This window comes from Salinivibrio sp. YCSC6 (assembly GCF_004916735.1).
GTDB classification, from domain to species: Bacteria; Pseudomonadota; Gammaproteobacteria; order Enterobacterales; family Vibrionaceae; genus Salinivibrio; species Salinivibrio proteolyticus.
Map to the genome: position 1 here is coordinate 325060 of NZ_CP039516.1, position 21878 is coordinate 346937.

A 21878-nucleotide genomic window follows, 5' to 3' on the forward strand; every position below is an offset into this window, starting at 1 on the left:
GGCCTCCTTATAATTGGTTAACGTCAATAAAATGACCGGCAATAGCAGCGGCGGCGGCCATCGCAGGGCTGACCAAGTGGGTGCGGCCTTCACGGCCTTGGCGGCCTTCAAAGTTACGGTTGCTGGTGGATGCACAGCGCTCTTTGGGGCCTAAGCGATCGTTGTTCATTGCCAAACACATCGAGCAGCCGGGCAAGCGCCACTCAAAGCCCGCTTCGCGGAAAATCACATCCAGCCCTTCTTGCTCTGCTTGGGCGCGCACCTGCTCGGAGCCCGGCACCACCATGGCATGTACACCCTCTGCCACGCGTCGTCCTTTGGCGACCGCGGCGGCTGCGCGCATGTCTTCAATCCGTGAGTTGGTGCAAGAGCCAATAAAGACTTTATCGATGTGGATATCTGTAATGGCTTGGCCTGCCGTCAGTCCCATGTACTTTAAGGCTCGCTCAGCCGAGTGGCGCTCTATCGGGTCGGTCATGCTCTCTGGAGCAGGCACGCTATCATGCACACTGACCACTTGGCCGGGGTTGGTGCCCCATGTGACTTGATGATGGATTTGACTGCCATCGAGAGTGACCACGCGATCAAAGTGCGCATCGGCATCCGAGTGCAAGGTTTGCCAATACGCAACGGCTTGCTGCCATTGCTCGCCTTTAGGGGCAAATTTTTTGTCTTTTAGGTAGGCAAAGGTGGTGTCATCTGGCGCGATCAGGCCAGCTTTGGCACCTAATTCGATGGCCATGTTGCAGACCGTCATTCGCCCTTCCATCGACAAGGCAGTGATAGCGTCCCCGCAAAACTCCACCACATGCCCAGTGCCGCCGGCATGACCGACCTTGCCAATAATCGCTAGGACAATATCTTTGGCAGTGATCCCGGGGGCTGTTTTGCCCGTGACTTCAATTTTCATCGTGCGGGCGCGGGATTGCTTGAGTGTTTGGGTGGCCAGTACGTGTTCGACTTCTGAGGTGCCAATACCAAAGGCGAGGGAGCCGAAGGCACCGTGGGTTGCGGTGTGCGAATCACCACAGACGATGGTGGTGCCGGGCAGGGTAATGCCAAGCTCGGGGCCCATCACATGCACAATGCCTTGGTAAGGATGATTTAAGTCGTACAGAGTGACACCGAACTCTTCGCAGTTTTTGGCCAAGGTTTCCATTTGGATGCGCGCCATTTCCCCTGACGCGTTAATGTCTTTGGTTTCGGTGGAGACATTGTGATCCATGGTGGCGAAAGTTTTGCTCACTTGGCGCACGGGGCGCCCTTTTTCACGCAGGCCATCAAAGGCTTGTGGTGAGGTCACTTCGTGCACCAAATGACGGTCGATATACAGTAGCGGCGCTTCGCCTGGCTGCTCGGTGACCACATGGGCTTGATAGATTTTTTCATACAAGGTCTTAGCGCCTTGTTGGGTGTTTGCATTCGACATAGCTCGTATCCTTACGGGTAATTATTCTGCGCCTTGGCGGATATAGGCGGCGATACGATCGCCCATTTGTTCGGTACTCAATGCGGGGCGGTTACCTGCTAGATCTGCGGTCAACTCACCGGCCGCCAGCGCGTGGCTGACTGCATGCTCAATCGCGCAGGCTGCGTCTTCTTCGCCTAACGAGTAGCGCAGCATGAGCGCGGCGGAGAGAATTTGCGCCACTGGGTTGGCGATATTTTTACCCGCAATATCGGGTGCAGAGCCGCCGGCGGGTTCATACAAACCAAATTTACTCGCGTTCAAGCTCGCGGATGGCAACATGCCCATTGAGCCAGTGATCATGGCGCACTCATCGGAGATGATGTCGCCGAAAATGTTCGAGCATAGCATCACATCAAATTGCGACGGGTCTTTGATCAACTGCATGGTGGCGTTGTCGATATACATATGGCTTAAGCGGACATCTGGATAGTCCTTTGCTACTTCTTCTACCACTTCACGCCACAGCATCGAGCTTTGCAGCACATTGGCTTTATCGATTGAGCACACGTGTTTGTTGCGAAGCTGGGCCGATTGAAAGGCAATACGGGCAATACGCTCAATTTCATAGCGATGATAGACTTCCGTATCAAACGCTTTTTCCTCGCGGCCTTCGCCTTCGCGCCCTTTTGGCTCACCAAAATAAATCCCGCCGGTCAGCTCTCGCACCACCACGATGTTAAAGCCTTTGTCGGCAATGTCGGCGCGCAGCGGGCAAAAGCCTTCGAGACCGGTATGGATTTGTGCCGGACGCAAATTACAAAACAGACCAAAGTGCTTGCGTAGCGGCAGTAAGGCACCGCGCTCCGGTTGTTCGGTTGGCGGTAAATGCTCCCACTTGGGGCCGCCGACTGAGCCAAATAAAATCGCATCCGCTTTTTCACAGCCAGCCAAGGTGTGTGCTGGCAGCGGAGAGCCGTGGGCATCAATCGCGGCACCGCCCACAGGATAATGCTGACGCTCCAAGGTGAGTGAGAATCGCTCACTCACCGCATCAAGCACTTTTTCGGCTTGCGCCATTACTTCGGGGCCGATACCGTCGCCGGGTAAAATTGCAATCTGGTGTGCGCTGGCCATGGTTATACTGTCTCCTGTTTTAAGTGGGATTGTTCCTTAATCTGCGCAATTTTATCCGCGCGATAGATGGCATTGATCACGTGCAATAGCGCCTCACCGGAGGCTTCGATAATGTCGGTTGAGACCCCGGTGCCGTGATATTTACGGCCCTTGTAGTTGGCAATAATGTCGGCTTGACCGAGACCATCTTCCCCTTCTCCTTTGGCGGTCAGATCGAATTTATCCAGTTCAATGTCGTAGCCAGTAATGCGGTAGATGCACTGATAAAGGGCATCGACGGGGCCGTTACCGATTGCCGCCTCGCGTTTTTCTTCATCGCCACATTGCAACTTGATGCTGGTGGTCGCCATTAGGCTGCCGGATTGCACGCCTAGATAGTTGAGCTTATAAAAGTCGTCCTCTTCTTTGAGGTTGTTGAAGAACATCAAGGCTTCTAAGTCGTAATCGAACACCTGACCTTTACGATCTGCCAGCTGCAAGAATGACTGATACAAGGTGTCTAAATCGTAGTCTTGCTCGGTATAGCCAAGGTTTTCCATGTGGCTTTTCACTGCGGCACGGCCGGATCGGCTGGTCAAATTCAGCGCTTTTTTGCCTAACCCTATCGACTCTGGCGTCATGATTTCGTAGGTATTTTTGTTTTTCAGCATGCCATCTTGGTGAATGCCAGAAGAGTGGCTAAAGGCATTGGTACCGACCACGGCTTTGTTGGGCTGGATTGGCATGTTGCAAAGTTGGCTAACCAGCTTACTGGTGCGGGCGATTTCGGTGTGATTTAACTTGGTTTCCACACCTAATAAGTCGGCGCGAGTTTTTAAAATCATCGCAATTTCTTCCAGCGCACAGTTACCGGCGCGTTCGCCGATGCCATTAATCGTGCCTTCCACTTGGCGGGCGCCAGCTTGTATGGCGGCAATGGAGTTGGCGACTGACATCCCCAAGTCATCATGGCAGTGGACAGAAATTACCGCTTTGTCGATATTGGGGACGCGATTAAACAAGGTCGCAATGATATCGCCGAATTCACTCGGCACTGTGTAACCCACCGTGTCGGGAATATTAACGGTGGTCGCACCGGCATCAATTGCCGCTTCCACCATACGGCACAAGTTATCTATTGGGGTGCGACCGGCATCTTCGCAGGAAAATTCCACATCGTCCGTGTATTGGCGCGCGTGCTTGACGGCGCGTACCCCCATCTCGACTACGTCATCGTAGCTGCGGCGAAGCTTATCTTTTACATGAATGGTTGAGGTGGATAAAAAGGTGTGGATACGAAAAGCGTCGGCGGCTTTGAGGGACTCAGCGGCAACATCAATGTCTTTAGGGACGGCGCGAGATAAGGCACAAACACGCGCATGTTGCATATGCTCAGCGATGGTGCGCACCGATTCAAAATCGCCCGGCGAGGAGACTGGAAAACCGGCTTCAATAATGTCGACGCCTAGTCGGTCTAAGGCTTGGGCGATCTGCAACTTCTCTTTCACGGTTAAGCTGGCGGATAAGGCCTGCTCACCATCGCGCAAAGTGGTATCAAAGATGATGACCTGACTGTTGTCGCTCATGTGTGACTCCCTGTTGTGTTTGCTCGCCGCCTTCATGGCTCTCTTAATGGGCGCTGTGTTTTATTTTGACGGCGTTAGATACAAAAAAACCCGCGTCTGGCGCGGGTTTTTGACATTTGGCATTCACTGATTGCTGCCCAATACCTACCCGCGCGACCGAGTCACGATAAGGAGGAGGATGAGGCGTAGTGTAATCAGTGTCATGAACTATCCATTCAATATGTTTGCTGGTTACAGAAATAACAGAGCGGCGGGGAAAGCGTCAATCACAAAAAAATAAAAAAATGGATCTGCTTAGTTAACCTGCTTAAAACCAGTTTATTACACTGCTTTTGAATGTGTAATTCGAAATAAACGGCTGTTGGTTGCGAGGAAGTTATGCAGTTAGATAGCACTTTCTCTGTGTCAGGATAACAAACTGCAGGGAGTGTTATCTTCATCAATATGACCTCATAACGTCACCCCGTTGTCATACCCGCTGACTAGAGTTTGACCATCAGCTAACCGAAAGCGGGGGCATGATGAGAAGCTTTACAGCGATTCAACGTTTTGACCACACGGTGTCGTACCTGTGCCTTTCTCATCGATTTAGTGCAGCGACAGCCAAAGTGGCGCGGGTGATATCACACTCTGGTGATGGGCCGTTATATGCAGGAATTGGCTTGGCCGCATGGTGGCTAGATGGTGCATTTGGCTTATGGTTGTTGTGCACTGGAATCGTCGCCTTTGCGATTGAATTGCCCATCTATTGGGTACTTAAACGGAGCTTCCGTCGCGCACGGCCTTCACAGCTGCCCGCTTTTATCACGCCCTCAGATTTATACAGCATGCCCTCTGGCCACACGGCGGCCGCTTTTTTAATGGCTTCGCTGATTAGTACCTTTTATCCCCCCTTGGCGACAGTGGCCTTTATTTGGGCGGGGTTGATTGGGCTGTCCCGCGTATTGCTGGGGGTCCATTTTGTTAGCGATATTCTGGTCGGCGCGGTGTTAGGACTTCTCTGTACTGCGTTGGCACAAAACATCACCGACGATCTTTACTGGATGGCGGCAAGTACATGAAGCTTTTATACGGTGTGCAAGGAACCGGTAACGGCCATATTTCACGGGCAAGGGCGATGGCAAGGGCCCTAAAAGCGTATGACGTGAGTGTGGATTTTGTCTTTTCTGGACGACCTGCCGAGCGCTATTTTGATATGGCGCCGTTTGGTGACTATCGTACTTTTACCGGCATGAGTTTTATCAGTCGCGACGGTAAAATTGCGCTGCTTGAGACGGCAAAAAAGCATCACGTTCGGCAACTTTATCGTGATATTCGCGCGCTCGATGTTACGGGCTACGACAAAGTGGTATCCGATTTTGAGCCTATCACGGCTTGGGCGGCACGCCAGCAAGGCGTTCCCTCCGTGGCGATTAGCCATCAAGCTGCATTTGCCCATGCGGTCCCTAAACAGGGGGAAGGACTGATAAACCGGCTGATTATGCGTTATTTTGCGCCGACGGATCATGCCATAGGGCTCCATTGGTATCACTTTAATCAGCCGATCTTGCCCCCCATCATTGATATCGGCAGTGATGACAGCCTTTCACTAAAAGCGAGTCAATCAGAGGATGTCTTGGTCTATCTTCCTTTTGAGTCACTCGATGCAGTGACGGCGCTGTTACTGCGCTTTAACCAAGGTTTTGTCTGTTTTCATCCAGATGTGAAGCAAGGCTATCGGCGAGAGAATATTCGCTTTATGCCACTTGGGAAAGCCAGCTTTCATACTGCGCTAAAGGCTTGCCAAGGTGTGATCGCGAATGGTGGCTTTGAACTGCCTTCTGAAGCATTAACCATGGGGAAAAAGTTATTGCTAAAACCCTTGGCAGGACAGTTTGAGCAGCTGAGTAATGTGGCAACGCTGGCACAATTAGGGGTGGCGCACGCCATGACACACTTAGACGCTCGCGCGGTGAGAGATTGGTTGAAAGCCCCGGCCACCGGCGAGATCCGTTACCCTGATGTCGCAAGAGCGTTAGCGGAGTGGCTGGTCAAAGGTGAGCTCGACCAAACACACAGTTTATTTCACCAGCTTTGGTCGCAGGTCCGTTTTCCAGAAGCGGTTGAAGAATGTTTGCTGGATATTAGCCGCCCGCATCCACGTCGACGTCAGCATCCCTTACTGTTAAACCGCTTGATGCGCTGACCGCCCAATAACGGCGGTCTGGTCTGTTGAATCACGTTTTTACATTTTCGCTAGAGCATTCACTCAATTTCTCTTGAGTTTGGTGATGCGCTCGGTAAACTCGCTGCCATTATTGAGCGTACATGTGTTCGCCAAACGGCGATCCAAGAGAGACACAGTGAACACCCAAAACCATATCGTCACGCGCATCCGCGAGCAAATTACTGCCCAAGGTGAACGCGAAGCTATCCGTTTTCAGCAACAGTCACAGTGGGCGAGTATCAGCTGGCGCCAACTGGGCGAGCGCATTGATCAGCTATCACGCTGTTTACTCAAAGCTGGTTGTCAGGTTCAGCAAACCGTCGCTATCTTTGCGCCGAACAGTGAAAAATGGGCGATGTTGGACTTTGCCGCGTTGCAAATTCGCGCCGTGCCGGTGCCGATTTACGCAACCAGCACTGATCAGCAAGCGGCACACATTATCAATGATGCGGACGTGCAATGGATCTTCGCCGGTGACGAGCAACTAGAGAGCGCGGTTGCAGCCCTTGAACACTGCCCCAATGTCAAAGGGGTAATCGCCCTCAACCAAGAGGCACAGGTACCTGCACATCCCAAAGTGTGGGACTGGGCCAGTTGGTTATTGCAAGACGATCGCAGCTATCAAGCCGAATTAGACGCGCGCATTGATGCGCGATGCATGGATGATTTGATCACCTTGATTTATACCTCTGGCACCACGGGCGATCCGAAAGGGGTGATGCTAGATTATGCCAATGTTGCGGCGCAGCTGGAGGTACATGACCAAGTCTTGGCATTAAGCCCCGATGATGTGTCCTTGGCCTTTTTGCCGCTTTCTCATGTGTTCGAGCGCGCCTGGAGCTATTACGTCCTGCACCGCGGGGCGGTGAACTGTTATCTCTCAAACCCGCTTCAGGTGCGTGATGCATTGGCGGAGATTAAACCGACGGTGATGTGTGCGGTACCGCGTTTTTATGAAAAAATTCATGGTGCTATTCACGACAAACTCAGTCGGGCCACCGGCATTAAACCGCATTTGTTCCGTTGGGCGCTACGCCAAGGCGAGCGTCATGCCAGTCAGTTACGCGCTGGCCAATCACCGTCGCGACGTCAGCAATGGCAATTGGCGTTGGCCGACAAGCTGGTACTGAGTAAGTTACGTGCGCTATTGGGTGGCAAGATGCGCTTGATGCCATGTGGTGGAGCGCGTCTTGACCCGGACATCGGCGCGTTTTTCCACGCCATAGGCATTAACGTCAAGCTGGGTTATGGCATGACCGAAACTACCGCCACGGTTTCTTGTTGGGACGATACGCGCTTTGACCCTCATTCGATTGGTTATCCGATGCCAGGGGCGGAGGTGCGAATTGGTGCGGAGGATGAAATTCAAGTTCGCGGGCCAATGGTGATGCGGGGTTACTTTAATCAGCCCGACGCGACCGCGGCCACCTTTACCGAGGATGGTTTTTTGAAAACCGGCGATGCGGGATATCTTGATGCCAAGGGCAACGTCTTTATCACCGACCGAATCAAAGAGCTGATGAAAACCTCTGGCGGCAAATACATCGCGCCACAGCGGGTAGAAGGCGCTTTGGTGCGCGATCATTTTATTGATCAGATTGCGGTAGTGGCAGAGGCGCGTCATTTTGTATCGGCCTTAATTGTGCCTTGCTTTGATGCCTTGGAAGAGTGGGCGCGGGCGGCCAATATCAAATATCAAAATCGCAAAGAGCTGCTGAAACACGCCGATGTGGTGGCCTTGTTTGAAAAGCGCTTGCAGAGCTTACAACACGAGTTAGCCAAATTTGAGCAAGTTAAACGCTTCACTCTACTGCCGCAGGGCTTTTGTATGCACAGTGGCGAGCTCACGCCGACCATGAAGCTACGCCGTAAAGTGATCCTTTCACGTTACCAGCACCACATTGAGGCAATGTACCAGCGTCAATGATGTGTAAAGGGGACGTTTCTCATCGATGAGAAATGTCTCCTCTAACGGCTATTTTCACGTCGTTTTTCTCCTCGTCTTGTATAGTAAATCTGGCAAACTTGTTTTCTTGTAGTGGATCTTTCCGATTTCCCACCTCCCAATCAGTGTTATCCAGTAACATTCACTCAACATTTAGATTAAAAATGTAAATACTGATTAGCTAATAGACAGTTTTGCAAATAAAACGTTACATTGATTGCAGCTTCATCCGAAGCAGGCCAAGTGACAATCTAACGCCGCCTTACCGCCAGTATTTGGTTTCGATGTCCGCGTGGTGAGTGACCACCAGTACATCTAAGAGTAAGGGGCAGGATTAGGCTAAAAGTAAGTCCTAACTATGCAAACAGGGAGGCGTAGAGTGGAAATGTTATCCGGTGCCGAGATGATCGTGCGTTCCATGATCGATCAAGGCGTAAAACATATTTTTGGTTATCCAGGCGGATCAGTACTGGATATATACGACGCATTGCACGAAAAGAGTGATATCGACCATGTGTTGGTACGCCACGAACAAGCCGCGGTCCACATGGCCGATGGTTATGCGCGTGCCACGGGGGAAGTGGGCGTGGTGCTGGTGACGTCAGGCCCAGGGGCAACCAATGCGATTACTGGCATAGCCACCGCGTACATGGACTCGATCCCCATGGTGGTTTTTTCTGGCCAAGTCATGAGCGGCCTGATTGGCAATGATGCCTTCCAAGAATGCGATATGGTGGGGATCTCCCGCCCGGTGGTCAAACACAGCTTTTTAGTCCAGCGCGCTGAAGATATTCCTAACATTGTTAAAAAAGCCTTTTATCTTGCCTCAACGGGACGTCCCGGCCCTGTGGTGGTGGATATTCCTAAAGACATGCTGAATCCGGCACAAAAGCATCCTTATCAGTATCCAGACAGTGTACGCATGCGCTCTTATAATCCGACCACCTCGGGACATAAAGGGCAGATAAAGCGTGGTTTAAAAGCACTACTGGCGGCGAAAAAACCAGTATTGTATGTCGGTGGTGGCTCAATCATGGCCGATTGTGGCGAACAAATCCGCCAACTATCAGAAAGCCTTAACATCCCTGTTGTCAGCACCTTGATGGGGCTAGGCGCGTTTCCCGGCACCCATCAACACTCGCTGGGCATGCTGGGCATGCATGGCACCTACGAAGCGAACATGGCGATGCACCAAGCCGATCTGATCTTTGGTATTGGTGTCCGATTTGACGATCGCACCACCAATAACTTAGAAAAATACTGTCCCGATGCCACCATCATGCACATTGATGTCGACCCATCGAGCATTTCTAAAACCGTGGCGGCAGACATTCCTATCGTCGGCTCGGCGGATGCGGTACTAAATAGCATGCTGAAATTGCTGGTGGAGCAAGGTGGCAGTAACGACAGTGATGCGATCAGTACTTGGTGGCACAATATTCAAACTTGGCGCGAGCGTCAGTGTTTGAAGTATGACGTGGATCCGGAGCGCATCAAACCGCAGCAAGTGATTGAAACCTTGTATCGCCTTACCGATGGCGAGGCCTATGTAAGCTCCGACGTGGGTCAGCACCAAATGTTTGCGGCACTCTATTATCCGTTTGATAAACCACGTCGTTGGATAAACTCGGGCGGCTTGGGCACCATGGGCTTTGGGCTACCCGCCGCCATGGGAGTGAAGTTCGCGCTGCCGGATGCGCAGGTGGTGTGTGTTACCGGTGATGGCAGTATTCAAATGAATATTCAGGAGCTCTCCACCGCACTGCAATATGATATCCCGGTGGTGATCGTTAATCTCAACAATCGTTTCCTCGGGATGGTCAAACAATGGCAGGACATGATTTATCAAGGCCGCCATTCGCACTCGTATATGGACTCGGTGCCGGACTTTGCCGCGATTGCCGAAGCCTATGGCCATGTGGGGATGCGCATTAGCCATCCGTCTGAGTTAGAAGCCGGCCTAGAAAAGGCGCTGGCAATGAAAGATCGCTTGGTGTTTGTCGATATCCATGTCGATGAAACTGAGCACGTGTATCCGATGCAGGTACGCGGTGGGGCGATGAATGAAATGTGGTTGAGCAAAACGGAGAGAACCTAATGCGCAGTATTGTATCGGTTTTAATGGAAAACGAGCCGGGTGCCTTGTCGCGCGTGGTGGGTCTGTTCTCTCAGCGTGGCTACAACATTGAATCACTGACGGTGTCACCCACCGATGATGCGACCTTGTCGCGCTTAAATATCACCACATCAGTGGTCAGCGATGCGGACCGCGAGCAAATCGAAAAGCATTTGCACAAGCTGATTGATGTACTGAAAGTGAGTAATGTCACCGAGAGCGATCACATTGAACGTGAACTGGCGTTGGTGAAAGTGAAAGCGAGTGGCTACGCCCGCGCGGAAGTAAAACGCACCGCCGATATTTTTCGGGGGCAAATTGTCGATGTGACGGCTTCACAATATACCGTGCAGCTGACGGGCGACAGTGACAAGTTGGATGCCTTTATTCGCGCGGTGGGTGAAATTACCGAGATCATTGAAGTTGCACGCAGTGGTGTGGTGGGTATTGCACGCGGCGAGCGAGCGCTGCGCCAGTAACCCAAGCAACTGGTCGTGATAAGGAAAATGGCACGCCAAGGCGTGCCATTTTTTGTGGATTAAGCGGGGTTAATCAAGTACACCAAGGCTTCATAGGGTGCCAACTGCATTTCTGGCATCAAGGGCTTGGCTTCTGGATAATTATGGCTCACCAAGTCTGCGTTCGGGGCAGGGGCGACAGGCAAGGTCGCTGTGACCGGCTCGCCATAAAAGTTACACACTACCACCAGTTGGCTGTCGCCATTGTCGCGACGATACGCGAGCAGCTGTGGGTGGTCAGGCAGCAAGTCCTGATAATCCCCTTCACGGATCACGGGTAAGGTTTTCCGCAGGGAAATTAGCTGCTTGTAGTGATAGAACACCGAGTTTTTATCCGCCAGTGCGGTGTCGACATTGACGTCAACATAGTTAGGCGCAGGCTTGAGCCACGGTGTGCCTTTGGTAAAACCGGCGTTTGCTGAACTGTCCCACTGCATGGGGGTGCGCGAGTTGTCGCGTGAGCGTGCCGCCAGAATGGCCAACACTTCCCCTTCAGGCATGCCTTGTTCGCAAAGCAGGCGGTACATGTTTCGGCTTTCGACGTCTTGATAATCATCAATACGCTGATAGCCCGGGTTGGTCATACCAATTTCTTCCCCTTGATACACATAAGGCGTGCCTTGCTGCATATGAATCGCGGTGGCGAGCATCTTGGCGGAGGCAACGCGATGATGGCGATCATCACCAAAGCGGCTGACTACACGCGGTTGGTCGTGGTTACACCAAAACAGTGCTCCCCAACCTTGATTATGTAGGCCGTGCTGCCAAGTACGGAAAAGCTGTTTTAGGGCTAAGAAGTCAAACGGTGCCAGTCGCCACTTCTCGCCGCTCGGATAATCGACTTTTAGGTGGTGGAAGTTAAACACCATGGAGAGCTCTTTGCCATCCGGCGCGGAGTATTGCTGACAATGCTCCAAGGTGGTCGAAGACATCTCGCCCACAGTGGCGCTGCCGTAACGTTGGAAAATGTCGCGACTGATCTCTTGTAAGTATTCGTGAACGCGCGGGCCATCGGTATAAAAACGGCGCCCATCGCCTTGATGATCATCAGGGAACGACTGATCTTTGGAGATCAAATTGATCACATCGAGTCGAAAACCATCCACGCCTTTGTCGGCCCAAAAAGCCATTACGTCTTTGACTGCTGCCCGCACCGCTGGGTTTTCCCAGTTAAGGTCGGCCTGTTCGGTGGCAAATAAGTGGAGGTAATACTGGCCGGTCGGTTCATGCCATTGCCACGCGCTACCGCCAAATTTTGATTGCCAGTTGTTTGGAACGCCGCCGTTAACCGGATCTTTCCAGATGTAGTAATCGCGATAGGGGCTGTCTTTGCTGGCAAGCGCGGATTGAAACCAAGGGTGCTCGGTTGAGGTATGATTAATCACAATATCCATGATGATACGGATATCGCGTTTGTGCGCCTCGGCGAGCAGGGTGTCGAAGTCGTCCATGGTGCCTAGGCTAGGATCAATGGCGTAATAATCGGCAATGTCGTAGCCGTTATCGACTTGTGGTGATACATAAATGGGGGTTAGCCATAACGCGTCGATGCCCAAGGCCGAAAAGTAGTCCAGCTTTTCGATAATGCCCGGCAGATCACCTGTCCCTGTTTGTGTGGTATCACGGAAGCTCTTGGGGTAAATCTGATAAATGGTGGCCGTTTTCCACCAGGGATGTGCGTGCATAATGTCTCTCTTAACGCTAATAAAGCGGGGAGCGTGCTCCCCGCAGACTGAATGGGAGTTAGACGACCGCCAGTTTGCCTTTGCTGGCTTGACGGCGATACATAAAGGCGGTGAGTGCAATAGGCACAATAATGGCAATCAGCATCGCGACCGCGTAAACACCCCAGAACTGTGGCTGAATAGATAAAATACCCGGCAAGCCACCTACACCAATGCCGTTGGCCATCACACCGGAAAGACCACACACAATGGCGGCCAGCGCCGAGCCAACCATCGCGCACAGCATAGGGAATTTGTAACGTAGGTTAATCCCGTACATAGCCGGCTCTGTCACGCCAAGATAGGCCGAGATTGCTGCGGGTACAGAGATTTCACGTTCGTTTTCTTTTTTGCTCATCCAAATGATCCCGACAACCGCCGAGGCTTGTGCAATGTTAGACAGAGCAATCAGTGGCCAAATGGGGGTGCCGCCCATCTCTTGCATCAGCTGCAAATCCACCGCGTTGGTGGTGTGGTGAACACCGGTGATCACCAAAGGTGCATACAGGAAGCCGAACAGGGCCGCGCCTATGTAGGCGTAATCGCCGGTCATTGCCGAACGGGCTAAGAAGGCCACGCCATTACCAATCTCGCGGCCAAATGGGCCGATAAGGGTGTGTGCCAAGATCACGGAAGTCAGTAGCGCGACAAACGGCACCACCACTAAATACAAATAATCCGGAATAATGCGTTTTAACTGGGTTTCAATAAACGCCAATGCCATCCCCGCAAACATGGCTGGGATCACCTGTGCTTGGTAGCCGACTTTTTCAATTGAGAACCAGCCAAAGTCCCACACTTCAGGCATTTCTTTACCGATAAGGTAAGCGTTCATCAACTGAGGCGATACCAAGGTAATACCGAGCACGATACCCAAAATCGGTGTGCCGCCCATTTTTCTGACTGTCGCCCAACACACGCCGACAGGCAGGAAGTGGAAGATGGCTTCGCCAAGCAGCCATAAAAAGCCGTGGGCTGTGGCCCAAAACTCGCTGATCTCGGTTAAGGTTTTGCCATCGAACATGCGGATATCACCGATCACGTTTCGGAAGCCGAGGATCAGACCACCGGTGATGATCGCGGGGAGAAGGGGAACAAAAATTTCCGCGAGGTGTGAAATCGCACGTTCTAGCAGGCTCATGTTTTTACGCGCGGCTTGCTTGGCCTCATCTTTTGATTGACCCTCGACGCCGGTGGCCTGTTGCAACAGGACGAAGGCTTGGTCCACGCTAGTGCCGATCACGACTTGGAATTGGCCGGCGCTGGTAAAGCAGCCTTTAACCATGGGGATCGCTTCAATGGCGGCGACGTCCGCTTTTTCCGGGTCATTTAATACGAAGCGTAAACGGGTGAGGCAGTGGCTCACGGTGGCGATGTTGTCTTTGCCGCCTATATGAGTGATCAATTGATCAACGGCATTTTTATTTATCTGGCTCATAAGCAATCCTGTATTGCTGTAGGGTATTCATTGGTAACGTTCCCATTGATTATTGATCGTACTAAGCCAATTATCAGTGGAATCGTTCCCATGTTTTGAAAACCATCACACAGAAATTCGTAACTGCTTGATTTTTAGTGTTGGCTAGGGAGTCACAAGATGACAGGGTTGCGTCCAATGTGTGATAGTGGTCACCTCATCATCCAACTGCTTGAGCAGCAACTCAGCAGCATGTTGCCCTGCTTGATGGTAGCCCAGTTCCACACTGACTGCGCGTGGGAACATAAAGCGTAGCATGTCATGGTTGCCAATGCCGCCAATGGCGATATCTTCACGGTTTAGGGTTTGTAGGCGTTTTGCGACCCCTAAGGCGAGGGTATCAGATGCGCAGACAATGGCGTCAGTCTGCGGGGTTAACAGGCAATCTGTTGCGGCATAGGCGGCATGCAGGCTCATCTCACAACGATGGAGTTGTGGTGAAAGCTGGTGGGTTTGGCAAAAATGTTGATAGGCATCAGATCGGGCGAGACCTGTGGTTTCATCGCGCTCATCAATCCCCAAGAAGGCAATATGACGGCATCCTTGACGATAAAAGTGGTCCATGACTTGCGTGACGGCACCTTGGTTGTCGTAACTGACGCTGGCGTATTGCTCACTATCAACGGCGAGCACGACACAGTTGGGGGCGAATGGCGCTAGCGCGTTGAGATCACAGCCAGAAAAACCAAAAAAGATAATCCCATCGACGTTACGGCGTTTTAGCACATCGAGATGGGCTTGTGCTTTTTGTTGTGAGAACTGGCTTTCCATAATGGCTGCGTCATAGCCTTTGGCATACAAGGTATTGAGCAGCCCCGTCAGTGCGGTGTTCTCTGAGTTGGAACTGAGCTTTGCCACGATCACGCCCACAACACCACTGCGTTGCGCACGCATCGCGCGCGCCGACTTCGACGGTAAAAAGCCATGTTGGTCGATCACCGCTTGTACTTTAGCGCGGGTACTATCTTTAACGCGTGCGTCATGGTTTAGCACACGCGATACGGTCGATTTCCCCACCCCGGCTAAGCGGGCAATATCCAAAATGGTTAATGGTTTTGTCATTTTTTTCTCTGTGGTAGCGGTAAATCAGTGGCTTAGACTCAGCCTCTTCGCGCGCCATGATAACAGGCGTGATTGGCGCTTGCGATTTATTGATTAATTTGTAAACTACAGCCTGATTTTTGAACAACCATCCTACTTTAGACTGAAATGATGATGAGCCACCCTGTCGTACAAACCATCAACAAGTGCCTAGTGCGCATGACCACACTGACGCTCGCGGTAATGGCATTAAAGCTTAGCGCGATTTATTTGGTGCCGTTAGCGGTACTGATCAAAACGCACTTCAAAGAAATTGTCCACTGGTAAGCGCGGTAAGCTGATCGTCAAGGTGCTGGTTTAGCGATTGCCAGTACTGCTGATAGCGCTGCGTATACGCTTGCGGGCGTGGCGAAACCAAACCGCGCACAATCGGAAATAGCTGTTGCCATTGTGCCAGCCAATCTATCTTCACATCAGGATGGGTGAGATAGCGCTGGTGCTGCGCCATGACTGGCATCAACGCCTTTTGTAAGTAGGGATTGATACCACAAAGCAGCTGGGTGTGCAGGGTCTGGTGCCAATAGGTCATGGTGGTGATATCGGCGCTATCTTTGGCGGGTAAGTGCTGAATAGAATGAATCAGTCCCAACACCTGTAATGCGGTCTGTTCATTCAGTTTGCTCGGAAAGCTATCGATGAACGCACCAAACAGACCTTTTAGGGCTTGAATCAGTGCCTGCCAGTCTGCTTGGCTTAATGGTGTGAGCCGATAGCCAAGATGAGGCTGATAAAGGACCCGTCCCTCTACCGCTAATAAATGCAAGCCATCGCGTGCTGTGGCCGTCGACAGGCTGAGTTGCTCACACAAAGCAGAGACAGTGAGTGGATAATCGCCCTCTGCGCGCGCTGTGAGTGATAACTGGCGGGTTAATATGGCTGCCCAGATTTGCTCCATAGCGTGCTGGGCTTTGGTGAACTTCATAACACTCCCTGTGCTGGGTCGACGAGATTGGTTCGCGACTAAATGCAAGCCTCTTTATCATGCCACCGTGTCATGGATAAAAAAACGCCCCGACATTAGTCGAGGCGTAGGCATTGCTATCGGTGCTTAATTACAGCACGTGCACAGAGGCGGTATTGGTGGTACCAGAAGGCACAAGCGCGCCTGAAACCATGACCACGATGTCGCCTTTATGCGCCAAACCAGACTCAAGTGCGATGGTTTTGCCGCGACGGTAGAACTCATCGGTGCTGTCGATGCTTTCGATCATCACAGGCGTCACACCTTTGGTTAGACACAGGTGAGCGGCTGTTTTCGGGTTGGTGGTGACCGCGATGATGTTTGCCGTCGGGAAGTACTTACGTACTGAGCGTGCTGATTTGCCCGCTTCTGTGGCAACAACAATCAAAGGTGCACCCAACTTCTGAGAGGTATCAACCGCGCCTTTACAGACCGCTTCGGTGATACGCAGGCGATCGCTATCGAGACGAGAACCCAGAGCAGGTGACATTTGACGGTCAGTACGCTCACAGATTTGCGCCATGATGCTCACAGCTTCAACCGGGTATTTACCTTTTGCTGACTCGCCAGACAGCATGACGGCATCGGTGCCATCCATGATCGCATTCGCCACATCACCGGCTTCAGCACGGGTTGGACGTGGGTTTTTGATCATTGAGTCCAGCATTTGTGTTGCGGTGATAACCATCTTGCGAGCACGGTTACACTTCTCGATCATCATCTTCTGCGCGAAGATCACTTCTTCCACTGGGATTTCTACGCCCAAGTCACCACGGGCAACCATGATACCGTCAGACGCTTCCAAGATAGCGTCAAAATTGTCGACACCTTCTTGGTTTTCAATTTTAGAGATGATCTTGATGTCGCTGCCGCCGTTTTGAGCCAGCAGCTCGCGGATTTCTTCCACGTCTTCTTTCTTACGAATAAATGAGGCCGCAACAAAGTCAACGCCTTGCTCGCAACCAAATTTTAGATCCGATTTATCTTTTTCAGCCAGTGCAGGCAGGCTCACCGAAACACCTGGCAGGTTAACGCCTTTGTTTTCGCCCAACTCACCGTTGTTCAGTACTTTACAAACGACTTCTTTTTCAGTCGTTTCTAGTACTTCCATCTCAAGCAGACCGTCATCAACGAGTACAGTATTGCCCGCTTTTAGGTCACGAGGTAGGCCGGCGTAAGTGACGGCAACGCGATCTTTGTTACCCACGACAGAGGTGTCTGTGGTGAAAGTGAACGTTTGACCAGCTTCTAATGCGACGTCGTTACCACCTTCGAGTTTGATGGTGCGGATCTCAGGGCCTTTGGTATCGAGCAGAATCGCAACTTGCTTACCGGTTGTCTTCATGACGTTGCGCAAATTTGTGATACGCGCACCGTGTTCGGCATAGTCACCGTGTGAGAAGTTAAGACGCATCACGTTCATGCCTGCATCAACAAGCTTAGTCAGCATCTCTTCCGATTCAGTTTTAGGTCCAATCGTACAAACGATTTTGGTCTTTTTCATCGACGCATTTCTCCGGTCAAAAATTGAAACATAAACTTGGAGCCTAACTGCAAAAGACTGATTTAAATGTAATTAAACAACATAAATAGGTCGTTATCGTGGTGCAGTCAGCAAAATTCTCGCATTTCTCAATGACGTTACCGCAGCCTTCACGCTGAGGTGACGTCACTGTTTTATCGATCGTGAGTATAGATTGTCTGCGTTGATCTGTGTTGATCACGGGCAATAAAGGCGTTGTTGGTGTAATACGATTTCACCCAGTGCCATCGATTTACCATTCACCTCCCATCCTTTGGGCGCGTAAATTTACCACAGCTCACCGTCCAGATCATTACAAGCCGGTGACAGTAATCGGTTTCAGCACGCTTTTATTTTGATGATTACGTTTTCTGTTGATTATCACCCCAGGCGACATGGTGGTTGTTTTGTGAGCTGTTAGTGATTCTTTTGTCATTAATGAGTGTGATCTGTCTTCCAATTTGAACTGGATCATGCTTTTTTATTAAGTCTTTTGCGTTCACCTAGAATTTATCTACTATCAGAGCACTTTCGATGGGCTGTCTAACAATGTTTGCGCGTACTTTACGGTTTTTGACAGGGATGCTGCTTATAGTCTGCACTTATGCGAGTACGCAGGTGTGGGCCGATGACGCCTATCTGTCAGAAAAGAAAGACATTTTAGTCGCCACCCATTCCTCAGTGTGGAAGCCTTATAGCTATTTATCCGACTCAGGCCAGCCCAAAGGGCTGTTGATCGATTTCTGGCAGGCTTATGCCAAATACAATCATGAATCCATTCAATTTGTTCTGTTAGATTGGCCTGAAACCCTCTCTTATATGCGAGAAGGTGGTAACCGTGTGCATGCCGGTTTATTACGTTCGCCTGAACGTGAGCGCTTTTTAGATTTTGCGACGCCAATTTTTAATATCAATGGCTCTTTGTATGTGCAAAACCAGCCGGGCAGTGCGGATACTAAGCCTTTAGCGGCAGGTCAAGTCGTTGGTGTGGTAGCAGAAAGTTATGAATCCTCGTTCTTAGCCAAGCACTATCCGCATGTGGAGCAACGTAGCTTTGTTAATAACGAGGATTTATTTGCGGCCGCGCTAGAGGGTGAGATCCAAGCCCTTGTGGCAGATAGTCAGGTCGCCAACTTTTACTTTCTGACTCAAGGGAAACCGCTAGCATTTGTCGCGGAGCAGGTTCTTTATACCCGTCCAATTTATGCAGCAGTGCCGAAAGGCAACCAAGCATTGCTCGATGAAATACGTGTTGGGATCAGTCATATTCCGTCTGAGGAACTACTACGGATTAAGCAAAAATGGATTAATACCGAGCGGGTTGAGGCGTATCCCGATTGGCTAATTCCGACCATAGTGATCATGGTGGCATTGAGCGCCGTCGCGTACATTTTTTTCCTCAAGCGCATGGTGTATAAGCGCACCGTTGCCTTGCGCCAAGCCAATGCCCGCTTGCGTGAATTTGCCAATACTGACCCACTGACTCAATTGCTGAATCGACGTGGCCTAGAGGGCTATTTTTCTCGCCTTAAACCCAAACTTCAGCGTCAGCAAGAAATGGGGCTGATCCTCATCGACCTCGATCACTTTAAACAGGTGAATGACAAATACGGTCATATGCAGGGTGATAAAGTGTTAGTGCACCTTGCCAGTTATTTAAAGCGGGTCGTGAAGCATGGCGCCGTGGCGCGTTTAGGGGGCGAAGAATTCTGCGTGCTGTGTCCGGCCACGTCATTAGATGAAATGATCGACATAGCCAACCATATCCGCTGCGATGTGGCAGACAGTGTGTTTGAGTTCGATGGCGCCGAGATTCGTGTCACTGTCAGCATTGGCGCAATTGTATCCAGTGATGTTACTGACGACATTGCTTCGCTGGATTTAGATACCTTGACCCATGCCGCTGACCTTCTTATGTACCGTGCGAAAGACCGTGGCCGTAATCAAGTGATGCTGGCCTCCTCTCAATCAGTGACCACACCTATCGCAGAAGCCTGATACCGTTTTCTGTTAGGTAAAAACACGCTTTTCATCTTCTTTTCTTGCAGCGTTTTTATCATTAAATATACTGTGCATATATACAGGTATTTTGATGATGAAAACACTCGACCAATTAGCCCAGCAACACGGCCTATGGCGCGCTAGTCAGCGGCCGTTAATGGCGGAATTACCCGATAAAAAAGCGACCGGTTACAGCGCCTTTGATCAGCGTCTAGGCGGGCTCCCGTCTCCAGGTGTGACAGATATCATCAGTGACTATGGTGTCGGTGAGTTGCGGCTGGTGTTACCGGCGTTGTATCACGCCAGCGGTCAGCAGGTGGCGTGGATCCGGCCACCGATTGGACTCAACGCAGCGATGCTACACCAGCAAGGCTATTTAACCGACAACACCTTGTTGGTGTCTCCCAAAAGTGATCAGGATGCGCTGTGGGCAGCCGAGCAAGCGGCGCGCAGTGGCGCGTGTCAGGCGGTAGTGTTATGGCCATCTTCGCTCACGGTGGGACAAGTAAAACGCTTAAAATTGGCGGCCGAACATGGCCAATGTGCGGTGGTGCTGTTGCGCCGCCAGCAGACGTATTCATTGACCTTGCCGGTCGATTTAAGCGTGGCGCTGGCCCCTTCTGCATGTGGCGTGACGGTCACGGTGCGCTATTGTCGCGGCCAATGGCCACCGGCCCCGTTTACCCTCGATTGGCGCACGCAATGGCCCGCGTTAGTGACCTGGCCGAGCAATGCAGAGAATTTGCTTGCTTTTCCTTCACGGCAACAGCGGGAGCAAGCGTGATGTCATTGTGGCTGTATCTGCATTGCCCAAGCTTGTTGTTAGATAGCCTTTATGCGCCGTCATCGGTACAAGCGGTGGGGCTGGTTAGCGAGCAAGAAGGCCGTTTAGTGCAGCTCTCTGTGGCGGCTAGCACGCACGGTCTGAGTACCGGCATGGGATTAGGGGCTGCCGCGCTTATTTGTCATCAGCTTGCGGTCTATCCTTATTGCGCGGTGAAAGAGCAGTCCGCGCTTGAGCAGCTCGCCACACAGCTTTATCCGCTGGTCGCGGAAATCAGCCTTAATCCCCCTAAAGGTTTATGGCTACACGTTTCACCGATGTTGGCGTTATATCAAGGGTTTACTCCGCTATGGCAGGCAGTGACTCAAACGCTGGTGGAAAGTGGTATCCGTTATCAGGCAGGGGTGGGCCAAACGCCGCGTGCCGCCGAGCTTATGGCGTATGGCCACGCGGGCAAGATCAGTACCGACCCCGAGCATTTGCAGGCAGCGTTGCAGCAATTGCCGTTGGCCGCAGCCCCTTTACCGGAGACGGTGAAAACTCAGTTTACGCGTCTGGGCCTCTCTCAGTTAGGTGAGCTTATCGCCTTGCCCACCGCGTCGCTGACGCGACGGTTTCCGCGCACTGTGGTGGATTACCTTGCTGAGGTGCGTGGCGCCCAGCCGACGCCACTGCGTTATTTTCAGCCACCGCTGCAATTTTTTCAGCAGCGGGTCTTGTTGTTTGAGCTTAGTGAGCAAGCCCACTTATTGCCCATTATCGAGAATCTCGTCTCGGCACTGTGCCGTTTTCTTGTGCAGCGTAGTGCCTGTACGCCTGCGCTGACGTTGGGTTTTAGCTTGCGTGATGGATGTGAAGAAACCCTGCCGGTAATGGCCGCGCATGGCGAGAAAGACGTCGAGCGCTGGATGGCGTTGGTGCGTTTACGGCTGGCGTCATGGCAAGTGAGTCAGCCGGTGACTGCGGTCAGTGTGACGGCTTCGCAAATCGATTGTCACCAGCCCGGACAAACCGATCTTTTTAGCGCCCAGCAAGGTGAGCAAAATCGTGATGAGTTGGTCGCGACACTGGCTGCCCGACTCGGGGAGGAGGCGGTTATGCGGTTAGCGTATGTGGATCATCACCGTCCCGAGACGGCCAGCCAACATGTCCCCTATCATCATAGTGCGACACCGCCGGCTTCGGCACCCACGCGTCCACGCCCAAGTTTATTGCTGCCGCAACCCACACCACTGGTGGGTAAGGTCACCTTACGTGAAGGGCCGGAGCGAATTGTCACGGGCTGGTGGGAAGGTGCGCCTATCCAGCGCGATTACTTTATTGCCCAAAATGCCCAGCAACAATGGCTGTGGGTGTTTCGCACGCCAGAGCAAACTTGGTTTTTACACGGTTGGTTTAGTTAGACGGTGAAGC

General features: G+C 51.8%; 17 protein-coding genes. 9 read left to right on the forward strand and 8 right to left on the reverse strand.

What is annotated here, in order from left to right; all coding sequences use genetic code 11:
• Nucleotides 1-7 precede the first annotated feature (7 nt).
• Genes leuC through leuA form a run of 3 tightly spaced genes read right to left on the reverse strand, consistent with a single transcriptional unit; the run spans nt 8 to nt 4110 of the window.
• Nucleotides 8-1429, reverse strand: coding sequence for a 3-isopropylmalate dehydratase large subunit (gene leuC, locus E8E00_RS01475; protein WP_096629993.1), 1422 nt, complete (start codon nt 1427-1429; stop codon nt 8-10).
• Nucleotides 1430-1450: 21 nt separating this feature from the next.
• A complete protein-coding gene (leuB, locus tag E8E00_RS01480; RefSeq protein ID WP_069590986.1) occupies nt 1451-2545 on the reverse strand; it encodes a 3-isopropylmalate dehydrogenase in 1095 nt (364 codons plus the stop codon).
• Nucleotides 2546-2547: 2 nt separating this feature from the next.
• Entirely contained in the window at nt 2548-4110 is a 1563-nt protein-coding gene (gene leuA / locus E8E00_RS01485; protein WP_069590988.1) for a 2-isopropylmalate synthase, read from the reverse strand.
• Between the two features lie 521 nt (nt 4111-4631).
• On the opposite strand from leuA, the gene E8E00_RS01490 reads away from it, so the two are divergent.
• From E8E00_RS01490 to ilvN, 5 genes are all read left to right on the forward strand, one after another.
• Nucleotides 4632-5171 (forward strand): phosphatase PAP2 family protein, encoded by a 540-nt coding sequence (locus tag E8E00_RS01490; RefSeq protein ID WP_069591008.1) that lies wholly within the window; start codon nt 4632-4634, stop codon nt 5169-5171.
• Nucleotides 5168-6295 (forward strand): MJ1255/VC2487 family glycosyltransferase, encoded by a 1128-nt coding sequence (locus E8E00_RS01495; RefSeq protein ID WP_096629990.1) that lies wholly within the window; start codon nt 5168-5170, stop codon nt 6293-6295. The genes E8E00_RS01490 and E8E00_RS01495 overlap by 4 nt, the downstream gene beginning before the upstream one ends.
• A gap of 85 nt (nt 6296-6380) precedes the next feature.
• Entirely contained in the window at nt 6381-8243 is a 1863-nt protein-coding gene (locus E8E00_RS01500) for a long-chain fatty acid--CoA ligase (protein WP_096629987.1), read from the forward strand.
• A gap of 397 nt (nt 8244-8640) precedes the next feature.
• On the forward strand, nt 8641-10359 hold the full coding sequence (locus tag E8E00_RS01505) for an acetolactate synthase 3 large subunit (RefSeq protein ID WP_069590994.1): 1719 nt from the start codon (nt 8641-8643) through the stop codon (nt 10357-10359).
• Nucleotides 10359-10856, forward strand: coding sequence for an acetolactate synthase small subunit (gene ilvN / locus E8E00_RS01510; protein ID WP_077479504.1), 498 nt, complete (start codon nt 10359-10361; stop codon nt 10854-10856). Before E8E00_RS01505 ends, ilvN begins: the two co-directional genes overlap by 1 nt.
• Nucleotides 10857-10915: 59 nt before the next feature.
• Here ilvN and treC read toward each other — a convergent pair whose 3' ends face one another.
• The 3 genes from treC to treR form a co-directional block, all read right to left on the reverse strand.
• Complete coding sequence (gene treC / locus E8E00_RS01515) at nt 10916-12580, reverse strand: alpha,alpha-phosphotrehalase (RefSeq protein ID WP_096629984.1); 1665 nt, start codon at nt 12578-12580, stop codon at nt 10916-10918.
• A gap of 58 nt (nt 12581-12638) precedes the next feature.
• Nucleotides 12639-14057, reverse strand: a complete 1419-nt coding sequence (treB, locus tag E8E00_RS01520; protein WP_069591000.1) for a PTS trehalose transporter subunit IIBC — start codon at nt 14055-14057, stop codon at nt 12639-12641.
• Nucleotides 14058-14201: 144 nt separating this feature from the next.
• Nucleotides 14202-15158: a trehalose operon repressor TreR gene (gene treR / locus E8E00_RS01525; protein ID WP_096629981.1), complete on the reverse strand. Its 957-nt coding sequence runs from the start codon at nt 15156-15158 to the stop codon at nt 14202-14204.
• A 147-nt stretch (nt 15159-15305) separates the two neighbouring features.
• On the opposite strand from treR, the gene E8E00_RS17100 reads away from it, so the two are divergent.
• Entirely contained in the window at nt 15306-15464 is a 159-nt protein-coding gene (locus E8E00_RS17100) for a hypothetical protein (RefSeq protein ID WP_157893178.1), read from the forward strand.
• Here E8E00_RS17100 and E8E00_RS01530 read toward each other — a convergent pair.
• Nucleotides 15442-16119 (reverse strand): hypothetical protein, encoded by a 678-nt coding sequence (locus tag E8E00_RS01530; protein ID WP_096629978.1) that lies wholly within the window; start codon nt 16117-16119, stop codon nt 15442-15444. The genes E8E00_RS17100 and E8E00_RS01530 overlap by 23 nt on opposite strands.
• A gap of 130 nt (nt 16120-16249) precedes the next feature.
• Nucleotides 16250-17662, reverse strand: a complete 1413-nt coding sequence (pykF, locus tag E8E00_RS01535) for a pyruvate kinase PykF (RefSeq protein ID WP_069591007.1) — start codon at nt 17660-17662, stop codon at nt 16250-16252.
• Between the two features lie 600 nt (nt 17663-18262).
• On the opposite strand from pykF, the gene E8E00_RS01540 reads away from it, so the two are divergent.
• The 3 genes from E8E00_RS01540 (at nt 18263) to E8E00_RS01550 (ending at nt 21868) form a co-directional block, all read left to right on the forward strand.
• Complete coding sequence (locus E8E00_RS01540) at nt 18263-19678, forward strand: diguanylate cyclase (RefSeq protein WP_168174054.1); 1416 nt, start codon at nt 18263-18265, stop codon at nt 19676-19678.
• Nucleotides 19679-19772: 94 nt separating this feature from the next.
• Nucleotides 19773-20465, forward strand: coding sequence for a translesion DNA synthesis-associated protein ImuA (gene imuA / locus E8E00_RS01545; protein ID WP_096629972.1), 693 nt, complete (start codon nt 19773-19775; stop codon nt 20463-20465).
• A complete protein-coding gene (locus E8E00_RS01550) occupies nt 20465-21868 on the forward strand; it encodes a DNA polymerase Y family protein (RefSeq protein WP_096629968.1) in 1404 nt (467 codons plus the stop codon). The genes imuA and E8E00_RS01550 overlap by 1 nt, the downstream gene beginning before the upstream one ends.
• Nucleotides 21869-21878: the final 10 nt, after the last annotated feature.

Coding starts and splice junctions, on each gene's coding strand:
- pykF (WP_069591007.1), bottom strand. CDS start 17,662: ATGAAAAAGACCAAAATCGTTTGTACGATTGGACCTAAAACTGAATCG.
- treB (WP_069591000.1), bottom strand. CDS start 14,057: ATGAGCCAGATAAATAAAAATGCCGTTGATCAATTGATCACTCATATA.
- treR (WP_096629981.1), bottom strand. CDS start 15,158: ATGACAAAACCATTAACCATTTTGGATATTGCCCGCTTAGCCGGGGTG.
- treC (WP_096629984.1), bottom strand. CDS start 12,580: ATGCACGCACATCCCTGGTGGAAAACGGCCACCATTTATCAGATTTAC.
- E8E00_RS01490 (WP_069591008.1), top strand. CDS start 4,632: ATGAGAAGCTTTACAGCGATTCAACGTTTTGACCACACGGTGTCGTAC.
- leuA (WP_069590988.1), bottom strand. CDS start 4,110: ATGAGCGACAACAGTCAGGTCATCATCTTTGATACCACTTTGCGCGAT.
- E8E00_RS17100 (WP_157893178.1), top strand. CDS start 15,306: ATGATGATGAGCCACCCTGTCGTACAAACCATCAACAAGTGCCTAGTG.
- imuA (WP_096629972.1), top strand. CDS start 19,773: ATGATGAAAACACTCGACCAATTAGCCCAGCAACACGGCCTATGGCGC.
- leuC (WP_096629993.1), bottom strand. CDS start 1,429: ATGTCGAATGCAAACACCCAACAAGGCGCTAAGACCTTGTATGAAAAA.
- E8E00_RS01495 (WP_096629990.1), top strand. CDS start 5,168: ATGAAGCTTTTATACGGTGTGCAAGGAACCGGTAACGGCCATATTTCA.
- leuB (WP_069590986.1), bottom strand. CDS start 2,545: ATGGCCAGCGCACACCAGATTGCAATTTTACCCGGCGACGGTATCGGC.
- E8E00_RS01550 (WP_096629968.1), top strand. CDS start 20,465: ATGTCATTGTGGCTGTATCTGCATTGCCCAAGCTTGTTGTTAGATAGC.
- E8E00_RS01540 (WP_168174054.1), top strand. CDS start 18,263: ATGCTGCTTATAGTCTGCACTTATGCGAGTACGCAGGTGTGGGCCGAT.
- E8E00_RS01530 (WP_096629978.1), bottom strand. CDS start 16,119: ATGAAGTTCACCAAAGCCCAGCACGCTATGGAGCAAATCTGGGCAGCC.
- E8E00_RS01500 (WP_096629987.1), top strand. CDS start 6,381: ATGCGCTCGGTAAACTCGCTGCCATTATTGAGCGTACATGTGTTCGCC.
- ilvN (WP_077479504.1), top strand. CDS start 10,359: ATGCGCAGTATTGTATCGGTTTTAATGGAAAACGAGCCGGGTGCCTTG.